The sequence below is a fragment of the Candidatus Uhrbacteria bacterium genome (genome assembly GCA_016187485.1).
Classification (GTDB): domain Bacteria; phylum Patescibacteriota; class Patescibacteriia; order UBA9934; family UBA10169; genus JACPJO01.
Genome location: JACPJO010000001.1, coordinates 61510 through 77262, shown reverse-complemented (window position 1 = coordinate 77262; position 15753 = coordinate 61510). Strand labels below are relative to the sequence as shown.

Below are 15753 nucleotides of genomic sequence, written 5' to 3'. Positions count from 1 at the left end.
TGGCCCTTGGCATGTGGTGTGGACCGAACCATTCGTCAAGAAAACTGATGCGTGGAAACGGGAGCAGCAAATAAAAAGTTACAAAGGAGGTGAGGCCTTTAAACAGTTACTACATCGTGGAGGGGTCGCATAGCGGCCTAGTGCGCCTGCTTGGAGAGCAGGTATACCGCAAGGTATCGGGAGTTCGAATCTCCCCCCCTCCGCCAGTTGGGAAGTGGGGCGTAAAGCATCACCGTTCAAGGTGGTGTTTTGTTGATAAACTGGACGGGTTGAATTTAATGCACCGAGTTGATTCTTTTCAACACCTCCACCACCGGCAAGGTGATGGGATGGCAATTTTCTTTTGTGAAGTCTTTCAATGGCACCCAGCGCATCTCAACAACTTCGTCTGGAAGTTCAACATTCATCTTCGATGTATCACGCGGCTCGTCTGAAAACTCGACGCGATAACTTAGACAGATCGTGTAGTGGAAAATTTTACTTCGTCTAAGATAAAACCGATGCTCTCCAATGTGTACGGGCAGCTCCGAGATGGAAAGAACCCTATATCCTGTCTCTTCTAACATCTCCCGCTTGAGAGCCTCTAAAAGACGCTCGCCCTTGTTCACCCCGCCTCCCGGCAACTCCCACTGATCATTCCAGCCTGGTTTCACAACGAGCAGATCGCCGTTTGCATTTTGGGCAACTCCATAGACCGATGGACGCCACGTTGCTTCAACATGAGCGGGCTTTTCATGGATACCACCGACAACATCGTAAAACAAGTTTTCGTCCTTCGACATAGCCATAATGTTACATGTTATACAAAAGCCTCAATCGTCAACAGGTCAGCTCCGGTGAGTTTACCAGCTATCTTACGTCTCTGCTATAATCTCTCCATGACCCAAAAGTTCCACATTCAGGACACCGGCTCGATGGGAAGAGGGCTATTTGCGACGGCGTTGATCTCACAAGGCGAGAAAATTCTTGAGTTTACCGGTTCGCATGTTTCCTTTTTAGAAACGATCTTCGACGAGTCCGGCCGCTCTATCCAACTGAACGTGGACGACTACCTCGATCTCGTGGAGCCAGGTGTTCTCACCAACCACTCGTGCGCCCCAAACGCCGGCGTAATGGACGACCGATTTCTTGTAGCCATCGCAGACATCCTGCCAGGAGAGCAAATCTTCTTTGACTACTCCACCACCATGCAGGAGAATTATTGGACACTCACCTGCACCTGCGGAGCGCCGGCGTGTCGCGGCGTTGTGAAAGATTTCCGTTACCTGCCCGTAGAAGTACAGAACCGTTATCTAGACATGGGTATTGTGCAATTATTCATCGCGCAAAAACAAAAGCTTCACAACAAGTCACTCATTTGACGAACAATTAATCGAGTCCGGCCCAAATGGACCAAGACGTGTCGCCAGAAACGTAGAAGTCCACGAGTCCAGACGAGCGTCGGCAGACTGCGAGGCTCTCGCGCCTTGGCCACGGCCAAATGCGGTTCTAAGCCTGTCGTCAACGAATTAGCTCAAATGAGTTTGCCTGTGTGAAGCTTCAACAAGTATATCATAAACGGGGTCTGACCCCGTTTGGGGATAACTAGAGTTGGGCCTTGATGATTTGCTCAAGCTGAGCGTATGGTACCGCACCAGAAACCATCTGCCCGTTCACAAATGTTGCAGGCGTTCCCGACACACCAGATGCCGATCCGTCCGCCTGTTGATCGTTAATTTTATTCGCGTATTTTTGTGACGTCACGCAATCCTTAAACTTCGCCATGTCCATGCCGAGCGCCGCCGCCTCGGCTTCGTATTGTGCCGTCCCAAGCGTAGTTTGCTTCGCAAACATGACATCGGTAAACTTCCAAAACGCCGCATCCCCGCCTTGCTCGCCTACACATTCTGCAGCCAGTGCCGCTGGCTGGGCTTCCGGATGAAACGAGAGCGGAAAGTGGCGATATACCCACGCCACATCTTCTCCGTAGGTATCCACGATCTTCTGCATTGTGGGATGGTGGCGTCCGCAGAAGGGACACTCATAATCCGAGTACTCTACCAGAACAACCTTTGCCTTTTTCAAGTCTCCCTTCACCCAGTCAGTTTCTGTTGCAGGCGGGAGCGCTGCAGAGGGAGCCGCGGCGACAGGCGTGGGCACAGCCGCCGGAGCCACCGTTGGTGGCGTTGTTCGTGTCGCCGCAAGCGAACCGCCGCCAGCAACACCCCGAATAAGAATGAATGAACCGACCACGGAGGCAACGGCGATACCCGTCACAAACCCAAACCAAAACATTGTCTTGGGAGAGCCGCTGTAAAAATCATTCTGTTCACTCATAGAAGTTTTTAATATTGATGGGATGCATTATACAGGAACACTACACGCTGTAAATGTTTATGTGGGTAACTCCTTCCGGCGGTACCAGAGCCAACCCCCTATTGCCACCATAGCAAGCGAGACATATTGCGCGGGGGTCAACCCAATATAACGCGCGTCCACCATGTCCCCTTCCCTTGCCCGCAAAAAGTCCAGCCCGAACCGTATCACACCATCCCAGAGAAAGAACAGGGCAAGAAATGTCCCTTCCCTGACTCGGCGTCTGAGAAGAAGAAAAATGAAGAAGAGAAGGAGACCATTCAACGATAGATAGAGACCGTTGTCGTGGCGGACAACTCCATCGGGGTAGGACACGCCAAGAAAAAAGTCCGTCGGTGTCCCTGGATGAAGGTGGTTAAGGAAACATCCAATACGCCCGATAAATTGACCGAGGGGGAGGCCAAACGCCAAGACATCGGCATAGCGCCACACAGCAAAACCTTTCCACTTAAGAAAAAGGAACCCGGTAATGGCTCCGCCCGCCAATCCCCCAGAGATCGCCATCCCGCCAAGCCAGAAAGAAAAAATCTCTCCAGGATTTGCCAGATAATAGGCTGGTTCATAAAAGAGCACATGGAAAAGTCGCGCGCCGATAAGCCCGCCGCCCACCATCCACCCAAGAACGTCCCATACAACGTCCCCGTCAAGTCCGCGCCGCCGGGCCAGTCGTGCGCTCACCCATGCCGCCGCCAAAATTCCCCCTGCGACAAATAGGCCCCACGTTTGTATTGTGAGAGGACCAACAATAATATGCCGCCACTCAAAGTAAGGGATCATACATCCGGAATACGCGTGTGATGATCTGTCTTTGATTGAAGATAGGCACTGGCGCGAAGAAGTGTGTACTCACCAAATGGCTTCCCGATAAACTGCACACCCGCGGGCAAGCCCTGCACCAGTCCACACGGAAGCGAGATGCCGGGAAGTCCCGCAAGATTTACGGAGATGGTATAGATGTCGGCCAGATACATGGCAAGCGGGTCATCAAACTTTTCCCCAAGCTTCCACGCCACGCAAGGAGACGTCGGTGTGAGAATCATGTCCACCTTTTCAAACGCGCGATCAAAATCTTCCCGAATCTTTGCGCGCACTTGTAGTGCTTTTTTGTAATACGCGTCGTAATAACCGGCCGAGAGAGCAAACGTCCCAAGCATGATGCGCCGCTTTGCCTCACGGCCAAATCCCGCCCCGCGCGTGTTCGTGTAGCGAGCAAGAAGCGTCTCTGTAGCAATTGGGTCGCCGTAGCGAATCCCGTCAAACCGAGCCAAGTTCGAACTCGCCTCACAGGGCATCACGACATAATACGTGGCAAGCGCATACGCCGTGTGCGGAAGAGAAATTTTTTCGATTTTTGCGCCGCCCTCCCGAAGAACCTCGGCAGATGCTTCCACGGCCGCGCGGATTTCCGGATCCATTCCTTCCAAAAAGTATTCCTCCGGCAAACCAACGCGGAGTCCTTTTACGTCATGCTCGACAAGTTCCGGAATCACCGCGTCCGTCTCGACAGATGTCGCATCACGATCATCCTTGCCTCCGCACACCGACAGCACGAGCGCCGCATCCGAGGCCGTGCGCGCAAAGACACCGACCTGATCTAGGCTCGATGCAAGCGCAATGAGTCCGTAACGCGATAGCCTTCCATATGTAGGTTTAATACCCACAACGCCACACAAGCTTGCCGGCTGGCGCACCGAACCTCCTGTGTCCGATCCAAGCGCCAATGGAACCATACCTGCCGCCACAGCCGCCGCCGACCCGCCCGAAGAACCCCCCGGGACGCGCTCTGTATCCCACGGATTCTTTGTTGCTCCCCATGCGGATGTCTCGGTAGACGAGCCCATAGCAAACTCGTCCATGTTCGTGCGTCCAATGATGATGCCCCCAGCAGCACGCAGACGCGAAACAACTGTCGCGTCGTACGCTGCCGTGTACGCCCCGAGGATCTTCGACCCTGCCGTCGCCTTGTGCCCTTGCACGAGAATGCAATCTTTCACCGCCACTGGTACTCCCGCAAGCGGCCCTGTATCTTCCCCGTTCTTCCGCCGTTCATCTATGCGTTTAGCTTCCTCTATGGCCTCATCGGAATATACCTCGACAAACGCATGAATCCCCCCATTAACTTCTTCTATTCGTTTGAGAAAGCTGCGCACAATCTCCTCCGCTGTAACTTCACCAGCATTCTGTGCGCGCACAAGTCCTGTCGCACTCATCTTCGTGATATCCATATCAACGCTTTGGTTCTTCAAAAACTGCCGGTACGGCATTCATGCGCGCGACAGATTCCGGAAACGCGCTGCGAAGTGCCTCGCACTGTTCCTCGGACGCCGCTTCCGCTACGTCATTGCGCCACACATTTACAAGCGACACCGCATGCACCATCTCTGGCGCGTCGACCGGTAATTGGAGCTCTTGGATCTTCCCCACGTAGCTCAAAATCGAGGTCATCTGTGATGCAAACTCCTTTTCTTCTTCTTCCGTTAAGGAAAGCCGGGCAAGTTCCGCCAGCCGTTTTATATCTTCCATACGTTACGAAAGCATACGCAAGAAATCCGATTCAGACAACACCCGCACGCCGAGCTTCTCTGCCCGCGCTAACTTGGAGCCAGGATCAGCTCCGGCCACTACGGCAAATGTCTTTTTTGAAACCGTCTCGGAAACCTCTCCGCCCATCGCACGGATACGCGCCTTTGCCTCCTCACGGCTCATGTCTTCGAGCGTGCCGGTAAGCACAAAAGCCTTTCCAGAGAATGTCCCTGATCTCGTACTCTCGAATGCCTTGAGATGCACACCGTTTTTTTTGTACGCATCCAAAAGCTCCTTTGTGTGGGGATCAGCGAAGTATTCCGCAACGCTTTGTCCAACAATACTCCCAATGCCCGGAATCGCTTCAAGTTCTTCTCGTGATGCATGCGAGAGGTCGTCGAACGTCTTAAAATGCCGTGATAAATCCCGCGCCGTCTCCTCCCCAACATGCGGAATCCCAAGCGCCACAACAAAACGATCGAGCGAGATATGTTTCTTGCGTTGAATCTCCTCTGTGAGTTTTTTTGAAGAGACCTCCGCAAAACGTTCAAGCCCTGCAAGCTCATCAGCCGAAAGCGCAAAGATGTCGGGCGCCGTGGCAATGAGTCCCACACTAAGTAACTGCTCAATGATTTTTTCCCCAAGCCCATCAATTTCAAACGCGCGCGCCGCGTGAAGAAGCCGCTCGCGCTCTTGGGCGAAACACCGCTTATTCGCACAAACAAGCGCCACTTCGCCCTGCCGCCGTTGGACAGGTGAGCCGCATATGGGACAGTGCGTAGGCGGAACAATTCGTTTGGCATCCTTCGAACGGAGATCTTCCACGACACGCAACACTTTGGGAATGATCTCGCCTGCTTTAATGAGTACCACGGTGTCCCCGATCCGAAGTCCCAAGCGTTCAATCTCGTCCATGTTGTGAAGCGACGCGTGGCGTACGGTCGTCCCCCCAAGCGCCGTGGGCTCCACAACCGCCACAGGAGTAAGCGCGCCTGTTCGCCCCACAAACCACTCTACTTCGCGCACAACCGTCGTCACTTCTTCTGCGGGAAATTTCCATGCAACAAGTCCGCGCGGCGTCTTCCCCACCACTCCCAGATCGGCATACACGCGGTTATCATTCACGCGCACCACAATGCCATCAATCCAAAACGGAAGTTGCGCGCGCTTTTTTGTAAGCTTCTGCCAGTACGTTTCCACGTGTTCCACCGTTGTGGCGCGTGCGCTTTCCGGCGTCACCTTAAACCCAAGTTCACGAAGTATCCCCATCTCCTCTTCGTGCGTGTGTGCCCCCACCTCGGTAATCAGGTCCCACGCGTAAAAATCGAGCGGGCGCCGGGCGGCTACAGACGGATCAAGCTGGCGAATGCTCCCCGCCGCCACATTGCGTGGGTTGGCAAATGGTTCTTCCCCTCCTTTCACGCGTTCCTTATTCATCCGTTCAAACGCCGCCACAGGCATATAAATCTCTCCGCGCACTACAATTTCGGCGGGAAGGCGCTTGTGCGGCAAAACACGAAGCCGCAAAGGCACGGCATCAATCGTTTTCACGTTCTGCGTCACATCCTCGCCCACATTCCCATCTCCGCGCGTCGCCGCTTTATGAAGAACACCATCGCGATAGATGAGCGACACAGCCAAGCCATCCAATTTCACCATGCAGTAGAGATCAAGAGCCGGTTTTCCCGAACGCTCAAGAACACGGCTGTACCACGCGTGAAATTCCTCATGTGAAAACACGTCTTCCATCGAAAGCATCCGCGCGTCATGACGCACTTTTTCAAACTTCGCGAGCGGCTCGCCACCCACGCGTTGGGTCGGTGAGTCGGGGGCGAGGAGGTCGGGGAATGTTTGTTCGAGTTTGTAGAGCTCGTGTTTAAGAGAGTCGAGCGCCGCATCCGAAATCTCCTGCCGGTCGAGCACGTGATAGAGATACCGATGGTGCGCAATGGTTTCGCGTAGTTTTTCTATGCGTTCGCGCGCTTGTGCCTTTGTGATTTCAGACATAGAGCACCCGCACGAGCCAGTCACCAAGAAGCAGAAACACGGCGCCGCCAAGCGAAAGGAATAGGCCAAGCGGAAGCGCCGTTTTCCGATGGGCGAGCCCCGTGGCAAGCAACACAATGCTCACGGCGGCTCCAATAACGTATCCGAACGCCGCCACAAACACACCACTTACGCCAAACATGGCCCCAAGAAGAACACCGAAACGTATATCCCCTGCCCCAATCCATCGCCCGCGGGAGAGGAGATACTGCAAGCCAAAAAAGGCAGCGAGAATGGCGGCGCCAGAAAGAAGATCGATCGCGCGTGCCGCGGTTGGTTCAAGAAGTATATTCACAACGGCCGCCATAGTGATAAACGGTACCGTAAGACGGTCCGGGAGAGTCATGTGGTACCAATCAAACAAGGCGAGGATCCCAAACATGAGCAGAAAAAGCAGCTTAACGGCAAACCCAAGCCACGCGCGTTCATCCGTGGGGACGTGAGTGAAACTTCCAAACTGAACAAACCACAGCAAAAGAAAGAGGACGCCAAATGCCGCCTCTGTCACCAGCAAGGAAAGAGGAATAGAGATTTTGCAGTGCGCACACCGGCCGCGGAGAAAAAGCCAGCTCACTATCGGCACGAGATGATGGCCGTGAAGGGTAAGAGTGCAGTTGCGGCAGGAAGACCTTCCCCGCGCCACAGCCGCCAGCGACCCTCTCCCCGCCCACGCCGCAAAAAAACTTCCTACGGAAGCGCCGAGTAGAAACAGAAAAACGCCCAACATAGTCGGCTCATTGTATCATCTATTGGAAAAGCCGTCTCGCTTCTTCCCAGAGGCTTGCGTCCCCGTGTTCCTTCATCCAGAGCCACCACTCCGCGCCCCACACATCCACCCGCGACACGCCGATCCGTTTGGCAAAAGCAACGTTGTTGCGCAGCATGCGCGGGGAAAACATTTGGTGCTGATCTTCCACAGAAAGTTCCTCTGGGGGTTTAAAAAACCACGGTTCGCCCTGAAGTTCCGAGACGAACACTTCATCAACAAAGGGGGCCAGCGTCTTTACCCGTGCATAGTAAAACGACGATTGTGTAGGATACACCCAAAAACCGATAATCGGACTCCACACAAGTCGGTAGAGAGAAAATCCCACTTCGTCGGCATAGGGAATCGTGTGCAACCACGGCTCCAGCTCTCCACTGGTAGTCATCACGAGCGGTTTTGAGGTAAGGGAGCGAGCAATAGCGAATTCTTCTTTTAGGAAAGCCGCATCGGGCTTCGGACACTTGCCGAAAAAGAGGAAGGGTTCGTTTTCGATTTGGAATCGCGTCACGGCCGGATGCGTACGATAGCGTTCAATCGTCGTTGTAAGAAGCATCCGTACCCGCGTCTTCAAACGCTCCGCATCGTCTGCATCCATCCATTCGGGTATGTAACATTCCGGCCAGCGCGGCACCTTCACTCCAACGGCAAGCGTCACCTCGACGCCCGCGGCGCCGGCCTTTTCAAGCATCTCGTCGTATGCGGAGAAGTCGAATTCTCCTTCCCGCGGCTCTACATCGTCCCAATACACGGGCAAACGGATATGCGCCGGGTCCAGCTCCGCGAGCACGCGGTCAAACGCAGCGGCAGGATCAAGACCGATGTCGCGCGCCGCACGCGAACTCCACGTTATGCCAAGCTCCGGCTTCGTTGTCCGTGTGGCGGAAAGCAGGAGAACGGCAAGCACGAGGCCGCACACTACAAGCGTCGTCCTCCAGAGTCCGCTTGCGATGTGTGCGTGTTTCTTCATGCGCTAATCTCTTCTTTTTTCTCTTTCATAAAGGCGAGCCACCCTTCGACCACTTGGATTACCAGTTTAAATGGCGCCTCTACAATAAAGTCGAGAAAGAATAAAAACACATTGACGCGCGGCGCGTGCATGGAAATCCACCGGCCGGCGCGAATAATGGGAAGCGTGAAGAAATCCCCAAGCACAGAGAAAAATCCGCCTTTGCCCGGCACAATAAGCAGTTCTTTGCGCGCGGAGCGGATACTGATGCCAAAGAACGCCACAAGCGAGAGAAAGAAGAGGAAGAGGATAATCGAGACAACGTGGAAGCCAAGCGAAATAAGAAACGCGGCAATGAGTCCAAAGCTCACCACGAATGTCGCCGCATAAATAAGATTGAAGACCACGTTAGCAAACCCGCGCGCCCACGGCTTAGAAACCGTCACCGTCGTCTTCATGCCCTCGCCGCCGAATACAAGAGAACGCACCCCTTCAATAAGAAGTTTCGTATTTTTCTTCTCCGGAATTGTTCCAGTGAGCCCAAGTGCCGCAAGCAGAAACGGATGGAAGAGCACATTCACAAGTAACGGCACGTAGCTCCGTTCTTTCACCACGAAAAGCTGGTACGGGAGTTCAATGATGAACGCCAAAATAAGTTTGGTGCAAAACAGGAAAAAGACTGCGCGCAAAACGAGCCGCCACAATCGTGCATGAAATGCTTTGTATCGGCGCCCTGCAACTTTCTTTACCGCCTCGGCAAGCGCCGCTTGATCTTGGCAGACGGTTGAGGCGCGCTCTCCCTCTTCTTCCAAAACATCGTGAAGGATTTTGAAGAGCACCATCTTCTGGCGCAGTAGCCGCGCGATCGTCTCCCCCATGGGATGCGCCACGTGATGGTCAATAGCGGCGACAACCTTTTCAAGCCCTGCCGCCACTTCCCCTACAAGTTCATCGCTTGCCGCGTGCCATGCAGGATAGAAAAGAAGGAAAATACGGTAACGAAGCGTCGCCTGGTTAGACTTGAGCAGCGTGCGATGCACGCCGACATAGAGCTGAATATCTTTCTCGTCCTCCGCGATCGGAAGTTTTCCCTCCCATTTCGTTTGCGTGCGAAGCGTGTGGTAGGCAAAGAGCACCATTGCTTCTTCTTTTGTGGGCGGCGTGAGGAGATACTCAACTTCCGTTGAAACAAGATCGAGCAGCCATGCCGACGCGCGCGACGAAAGGTGATCTGTCTCCACGGCGGCAAACAAACGCACGTACTTCTGTAGAATATGCGCGACTTCGGATTCGCGTTCGATGGGAATGTGTTTATTAGGAAGGTAACGCGCCCAAATAAGTTCATGCAGGAGATCGCGCGAGACACGGGCAGGGTCCTCGTCGGCAAATAGACGGCGGCGGAGGATACGGCGGATGGCGTTGCGACGCAGCAGATGCGCCTCGGAATATTCAATAGCGTTGCGCACCACTTCGTAGACCGACGCCGCCTTGCTCACAAGATCATTCACAATGATAACACCGGTCGGATCGGTTGGTTCGTGTTCGTCTCCGCTGTGGTCATCACGGCCGCGACCGCCGCTGTGACCCCCATGGTCGTTGTGAGCAGGAGAACCAGGTCCACGATCGTGAGCAAAAACTTCTAGTAAGTGGTGCAATCGAGCATCCATAAACGTTAAACAATAAGAGGGAGCGTCTCTACTTCGGTACGTTTTCCCGCCAGCGCATTTTCTATACGATAGGTCCCGTGCGTGGGGGCTTCGGTGTAGCCATTCCACGCCATGCGCGCAAAAGCGCCCGACGAAATCCAATCCATGAGCCATTCGTGTGTATAGACAGGGTCTGCCTGAAACACGCCGCCGCCCACTTGAGAAAGCCATTCGCGATTATACTCCTCTTGCGAGCCCAGAGGAGGTGCCATGAGAATAGGGAGGCCAAGACCCGTGTAAAACGAGAGCTCCGAGGGTTTGGTCCATAAAATATCCGTTTCGCGAATACGGCCGACGAAATCGTCAAAATAGCCGCGGCGTGTTTTGTACGCGCGCACAAATAACGTCTTCCCCAAAGACGAACCGAGACGAAGACGTTTTGCCTCTTCTTCAAAACGCGCTCCCAACGCAGGACGCGCCCCGGCCATAAGCGTAAGCGTCAAGGCACCGCGGCGCACAAGTCCGGCAAGCGATCGCAAAACGACAAGCGCCAGACTCGCTTGCGCTCCCGCCCCTCCCACAGCAAACATCACGTGAGGCACACGCCTGGACCGTCCGAGAGGACACGCGCCTGCGCCGAGGTGCGCAGAGATGGCCGGGGCGTGGTGCGCGCGGAAAATCCCCTGGGGATCGAGTACGCACAGCCGCCGCAAGAGATCCTGCCGCAGCAGCCTCCCCGATGGTCCGTCTACGATTTCCGGAGGCAAAGGAAAGCCCGTGAGAAAAATGTTCTCCGGACGTACGCCGTAAAGTTTTAATCTCTCCACACAACGCCCGTTCGCCGCAAAATATCGAATGCGGCTCTTGGACGGGTACAGTGGTGCCCATGCGCGAGAAATATCCGCGTCTGTTGTCACGCACCAAATATCTCCCGGGTATCCATATTCCTCCGCCATGAAAGCAACATAGAAAAACGTGCACACGAGCGGGAGAGGATTCTGCGCCAGCTTCTCCATAAGATGCCGTCCAAGTCCTGCGCGGATTCCGGCATACATTTGCCGAAGTTGAAGCGTAGGGCGAGAAAGATCACGGCGTGGATAAAACGGAGGGATCGCTTGCGCCGCATCGACAAGCTCAAAAAGATACTTTCCAATAAGCGGAACAGAACGCGAACGCGAGACCGTTTCATAAAATTCCCGACTCCGGCGCCACAAGGTACGGTCTTTTGAGGGAATCCCGGGATAATTGTTGGCCACCACAATCCCCTCTCCCGATGGCGCCAAATGCCGCAGAGAGTGCGCCGGCCGCTCGTGTCCATACCCCATGTCTGCGGCAACGATGTGCGCGACACCCATTCCTCGAGAGTTCATAATGGTTGAAGTATAGCAAGAAACGACGCGTTTGATTTCCACAGGCACTCCAGCGTATGCTGTAAAAGCTCATCGTCCCCTATGCCATCAACTTTTTCCCTCTGGCTTCGCGCCTTCCGCCACATTCATTTTGAATCTCCGTTAAGCCTTCACGTCTCCTCGCTGAGCCTCAACATGCTGTTTGGGATTTTTCCCATGGCACTTGTGACGCTTATTCTTTTTCATGTCACCGGCATGTCCGAATCGGCAGGCTGGACAGGAGTCATCCCTCCCTCAACGATGACGTGGTTTGAGACACTTCGGGAGAACACCCTTCCTCCCATTATTTCGATGAGCTTTGTCCTCCTCGTGTGGGCGGCAGCACGACTGTTCCGCGGACTCATGCGTAACCTGGACGCTGTCTATGGGACGCATACAACCCGGCGTTGGTATGTCCATGTCTTTGGCTCGCTCCTCCTCACCCTCCTGGCAAGTCTTGCCTTCCTCCTCCTCTCGAGTGCCTTGATTATTGGCGAGTGGGCATTCGCCGCCCTTTCTCTCCCTATGCCCGAGCTCACCCTTTGGATCATTGCCGCGGTTGCGGGCGTTCTCATCTGTACCACGCTTTATCATTTGCTCCCCGCCCACCTTTCTTCCGTATGGCATCGGCATCTTTTTGGGGGGTGCCTTGCCGTGGCCGTATGGCTTGCGGGAACGGTCACTTTCCAATGGCTTGTCCCGCATATGCCGAGCCTCAAAATCTACGGCGTCCTCTCGAGCGCTATCGTGCTTATCATGTACATCCAGATTTGCGCCTACGCCTTTTTGATCGGCGCCTACATAAACCACCTGCGCCAGTCCCGCCGTTATTAAGAGAACGGGGTCAGGTCTTGAATTTTGAATTTCGTGCCTTAGAACCGAAAATTCAAAATTCAAGACCTGACCCCGTTCTGAGGGTTGACGAGGAAATCGGGGCAGGCTACACTCCTTGCCACTATGGCGAAACAATGCATCATCACGGGAAAATCCATCATGAAAGGCTTCACCGTAAGCCACTCCAACCGTCATGTGAAACGCGCATTTCGTCCCAATCTTCAGAAGAAACGTCTGCGCAACCCTGCAACAGGACGCATGGTAACGGTCACCATCTCGGCACGCGGACTTCGCACGCTGGAAAAATGGATTGCTGCAGGACGCGCGATTGACCTTACCGCATTGAAAAATGCATAGGCTCTCGCGCCTGGGCATCATCTGCGCGTTCGTCGTCAAGCCGCACTTGTGCGGCCACACGCGAAACCCATGGCGGGAAAACTCCTTCTGCCCATACGCGAAGGGGTTTTTCTTTTTCAGAAGTAAAGAGCTCCTCGTACGGAACTGGCGCGCCCTGAATCATCTTCGCTCCGCTTATCCCCGCCTGCACAAAGAGTGCCAGTTGATCCACATTCCCGCCCGACGCAACCACAATATTCTTGCTCTTACGTGTAAGAACGGGAAAAATGTGATGTCCGGGAGGAACCGCGCGCGTCCATGTAGCGGCAATCGCGGGTGGACGCATGTCATACCAATCCGCAAATAAACGGCGCAGAAGCAGCGCTGATTCATGTAACGTCTGATCGCTCGATGAAAGACCGCGCGTTCGTCCGGAAGTAAAGAGGATGCGGCCGTCGGGAAGCCATCGGGAACAATCCGGGAGTGGCAAAGCATTGGCAAGGACCTCTCCGTGCGACCATCCGCGCAGAAGCTCCACGGGTTCCGTCACAATCATCGTCTCGTAGAGTGACACATTCTCTGCCGCCCTGCACAAGAAAAGATGGCGCGTGCGTACTTCCCCGTGAGAAGTCTTTATCGTGATAGCTTCTCCCTCTTGACTCCACGCGAGAACAGAGACGCCTTCACACACTGCCACTCCCATCCCCTCTGCTCTCTTCGCTAAACCCCGTACAAACGCCACGGGGTTAATCGTGCACCCTCGCGAAAAAGAAAGAGCGCACAAGGCGCGAAGCATGGGGTACGCATCACGAATATCATTCGACTCCATCCATTCGACAGGAGTCCCGACAGCTCGCCACGCAGCATACTCTTCATGAACAGAGGCCGCCGTAAGCGGCGTTTGCCCTAAAAGAAGCGTCGGGCTTTCGTGAAGCGCACAGACAAGCCGCTCCTGTTCGATAAGCCGACGCGAGCTCTCAAGAGCGGAAAAAACGGCGTCGGCAAATCGGCGGGCGCGTGGAAATCCTCCACGGCGTATGCATTCTGCAAGCGAAGCGCCTGCAAGGCTGATAAGCCCGCCTATACTCCCCGCGGTCATGCCCGACCCAACCTCATGCTCATCCAAAAGAAGAACACGGCTCCCGGCACGCGCGAGCTCATACGCGGCTGTCGTACCGGCCGTATCGGCCCCAATGACAACCACATCCACCTGACGCGGTACGTGATTTTCCGAAAAAACCGTGCGCGGGCTGCTGGTGATCCAAAAACATTCCTCCTTCACAATCATCTAAGGATTAATTTCCAAAAGCTCCACCTCAAAAACCAGCGTGGAGTTCGGCGGGATGTCTCCCGCTTGTCGGTCTCCATAGCCAAGCTCTGGCGGAATAGTGAGGCGGCGCTTCTCCCCTTTCTTCATACCGAGAAGTCCGCGTTCCCACCCCTCAATAACGGCGCCAGTGCCAAGCGTCACCTCAAACGGCACGCCACGATCGAGCGAACTATCAAACTTCGTTCCGTCCACCAACGTCCCCGTATAGTGTACGCGCAAAACATCCCCTGTTGCCGCCCCTTCGCCCTCGCCCTCTGCAAGCGTCTCCGTGACAACATCTGCCGGGGGGGCGATGGCCGGCGACGCTTCTTGCGCTGGTTCAAGAGCTTGCCAATCTATTTTGCTCACAAGAAGAAGTACGAGCAGAAGAACAATGACGGAGGGAAGAAGAACCATGGGATGGGTAAGTTTCATACGCTCTGATTATATCGCAAAAGGTGCCGGGCACCAATTCGGTGCGGCACCTTTGACTCCGGGAACGTTCTAAAGGTTCCTTACGCTTTACACATCTTACATTTATGCGTCCCAAGCATCGCTAATCCGGCCAAACCGACAAGCACGTACACCACGCGCTCTACACCCGCCCATCCGCCCAAAATGGCGTTTACAAGATTGTAGTCGAACAATCCCACGAGACCCCAATTAATAGCTCCGACAAACACGAGCACGCAACTCACTTTGTGTACCCCGCACATGGCTGGTGACATCATAAACGAAATGAATAAAATTTAGATAAGCTTATTTTAGCACTAAATTCCCCAGACAACGTTTTTTGTGTGGATAGTTGACGGAGAGTAGGAGTGACGCCATACTACGAGCGGAGGACAGTATGCCCGAAGTCGTTCTTGCATGGCAGGCCAAAATGACACACGTGTGTGCGGCCATCGTGCGCACTCTGTTGCTCTGGGAGAACGTGACGGAAAACATCCGGCTCCACGGCCGGGTCGTCGTGTTCCTGGTGGAGCAGGTAGGCGGGGACGTCAGTGACCTGCCCGTTCTGCGAGAAGCTGGGCTCGTGGCCTACCACCAGAGAAGCCAGTCCTACAGCGTGAATCCCGATGCAGAGAAGATCCTCGCGGGTCTTGCGCTCTGCGGAGATCCGTCAGCGGCTCACACCATCGCAAGCAGCGCGCTCGCACGTCTGCATGACCGGCTTGTGGCCGACCCAAACGTGGTCTACCACCTCAGGCCAGAAATGTTCGACCCACCCGATGAAGCGACGCTCTCTGCTTTGTCAGAGATGGATCAGATGTGTCTGGGCGACACCATCGACAGCTTCACCGCGATCTTCGACTTCTGCGGAGCAAGGGACCGGCGCCGGCGTCTTGCCGCTGCCGCTTTGCGCAAGCACGCGCGAGCGCAAGTCCGGCGCGACTGCGAACCGCTCTCGCGGGAAGACGCTCTCGAAACCATCGCGCCTCCCTACGACAACCCGCGGTCGGCGGCGGGCGCTCTTCGCCACCTGGTTGGCATGGGCTGGCTCGTGAAGAAGAGCGATGGCACCTTCGCTATCACACGCGAGGGCTACGACTTCGCCTTCGCCGGCCTCTAGAGTCCTTTCTTTCTCGAAGCGCTTTGGCGCT

17 protein-coding genes and 1 tRNA gene are annotated in these 15753 nt (G+C 54.8%); 5 read left to right on the top strand and 13 right to left on the bottom strand.

All coding sequences use genetic code 11. From position 1 onward, the window contains the following. The first annotated feature begins 118 nt into the window (after positions 1-118). A tRNA-Ser gene (locus tag HYW18_00430) sits at positions 119-206 on the top strand. Positions 207-275: 69 nt separating this feature from the next. Here HYW18_00430 and HYW18_00425 read toward each other — a convergent pair. Continuing rightward, positions 276-782: an NUDIX hydrolase gene (locus HYW18_00425; GenBank protein MBI2484615.1), complete on the bottom strand. Its 507-nt coding sequence runs from the start codon at positions 780-782 to the stop codon at positions 276-278. A gap of 96 nt (positions 783-878) precedes the next feature. Here HYW18_00425 and HYW18_00420 point away from each other — a divergent pair, with 96 nt between their 5' ends. After that, entirely contained in the window at positions 879-1361 is a 483-nt protein-coding gene (locus tag HYW18_00420) for an SET domain-containing protein (GenBank protein ID MBI2484614.1), read from the top strand. Positions 1362-1584: 223 nt separating this feature from the next. Here HYW18_00420 and HYW18_00415 read toward each other — a convergent pair whose 3' ends face one another. From HYW18_00415 to HYW18_00375, 9 genes are read right to left on the bottom strand one after another with little or no spacing between them, the layout of a single operon-like run. Continuing rightward, complete coding sequence (locus HYW18_00415) at positions 1585-2316, bottom strand: DsbA family protein (protein ID MBI2484613.1); 732 nt, start codon at positions 2314-2316, stop codon at positions 1585-1587. A gap of 57 nt (positions 2317-2373) precedes the next feature. Continuing rightward, the gene (gene lgt, locus HYW18_00410; GenBank protein MBI2484612.1) at positions 2374-3132 is read right to left on the bottom strand and encodes a prolipoprotein diacylglyceryl transferase; all 759 of its coding nucleotides are present in this window, start codon (positions 3130-3132) and stop codon (positions 2374-2376) included. Then, on the bottom strand, positions 3129-4580 hold the full coding sequence (gatA, locus tag HYW18_00405) for an Asp-tRNA(Asn)/Glu-tRNA(Gln) amidotransferase subunit GatA (GenBank protein ID MBI2484611.1): 1452 nt from the start codon (positions 4578-4580) through the stop codon (positions 3129-3131). The genes lgt and gatA overlap by 4 nt, the downstream gene beginning before the upstream one ends. A 1-nt stretch (position 4581) precedes the next feature. Continuing rightward, positions 4582-4878: an Asp-tRNA(Asn)/Glu-tRNA(Gln) amidotransferase subunit GatC gene (gene gatC / locus HYW18_00400; GenBank protein ID MBI2484610.1), complete on the bottom strand. Its 297-nt coding sequence runs from the start codon at positions 4876-4878 to the stop codon at positions 4582-4584. Positions 4879-4881: 3 nt separating this feature from the next. Further along, positions 4882-6876 carry an NAD-dependent DNA ligase LigA gene (ligA, locus tag HYW18_00395; GenBank protein ID MBI2484609.1) on the bottom strand — a complete coding sequence of 665 codons (1995 nt, stop codon included), beginning with the start codon at positions 6874-6876 and terminating at the stop codon, positions 4882-4884. Between the two features lies 1 nt (position 6877). Next, a complete protein-coding gene (locus HYW18_00390; protein ID MBI2484608.1) occupies positions 6878-7651 on the bottom strand; it encodes a prepilin peptidase in 774 nt (257 codons plus the stop codon). 19 nt (positions 7652-7670) lie between these two features. Then, positions 7671-8657 carry a beta-galactosidase gene (locus HYW18_00385; GenBank protein MBI2484607.1) on the bottom strand — a complete coding sequence of 329 codons (987 nt, stop codon included), beginning with the start codon at positions 8655-8657 and terminating at the stop codon, positions 7671-7673. Continuing rightward, a complete protein-coding gene (locus HYW18_00380; GenBank protein ID MBI2484606.1) occupies positions 8654-10303 on the bottom strand; it encodes a hypothetical protein in 1650 nt (549 codons plus the stop codon). The genes HYW18_00385 and HYW18_00380 overlap by 4 nt, the downstream gene beginning before the upstream one ends. A 5-nt stretch (positions 10304-10308) precedes the next feature. Next, on the bottom strand, positions 10309-11652 hold the full coding sequence (locus tag HYW18_00375) for a hypothetical protein (protein ID MBI2484605.1): 1344 nt from the start codon (positions 11650-11652) through the stop codon (positions 10309-10311). Between the two features lie 81 nt (positions 11653-11733). Between HYW18_00375 and HYW18_00370 the strand changes: the two genes are divergently transcribed. Both HYW18_00370 and rpmB read left to right on the top strand, forming a co-directional pair. Then, on the top strand, positions 11734-12504 hold the full coding sequence (locus tag HYW18_00370) for a YihY/virulence factor BrkB family protein (protein ID MBI2484604.1): 771 nt from the start codon (positions 11734-11736) through the stop codon (positions 12502-12504). Between the two features lie 123 nt (positions 12505-12627). Then, entirely contained in the window at positions 12628-12861 is a 234-nt protein-coding gene (gene rpmB / locus HYW18_00365) for a 50S ribosomal protein L28 (protein MBI2484603.1), read from the top strand. Here the strand turns inward: rpmB and HYW18_00360 are convergent. The 3 genes from HYW18_00360 to HYW18_00350 all read right to left on the bottom strand — a co-directional run bounded on the left by HYW18_00360 (position 12839) and on the right by HYW18_00350 (position 14865). Continuing rightward, entirely contained in the window at positions 12839-14122 is a 1284-nt protein-coding gene (locus HYW18_00360) for an FAD-binding oxidoreductase (GenBank protein ID MBI2484602.1), read from the bottom strand. The genes rpmB and HYW18_00360 overlap by 23 nt on opposite strands. A gap of 6 nt (positions 14123-14128) precedes the next feature. Further along, entirely contained in the window at positions 14129-14566 is a 438-nt protein-coding gene (locus HYW18_00355) for an FKBP-type peptidyl-prolyl cis-trans isomerase (protein MBI2484601.1), read from the bottom strand. Between the two features lie 98 nt (positions 14567-14664). Continuing rightward, positions 14665-14865: a DUF378 domain-containing protein gene (locus HYW18_00350; protein ID MBI2484600.1), complete on the bottom strand. Its 201-nt coding sequence runs from the start codon at positions 14863-14865 to the stop codon at positions 14665-14667. Positions 14866-14999: 134 nt separating this feature from the next. Here HYW18_00350 and HYW18_00345 point away from each other — a divergent pair, with 134 nt between their 5' ends. Next, positions 15000-15722, top strand: coding sequence for a hypothetical protein (locus tag HYW18_00345; GenBank protein ID MBI2484599.1), 723 nt, complete (start codon positions 15000-15002; stop codon positions 15720-15722). Positions 15723-15753 lie beyond the last annotated feature (31 nt).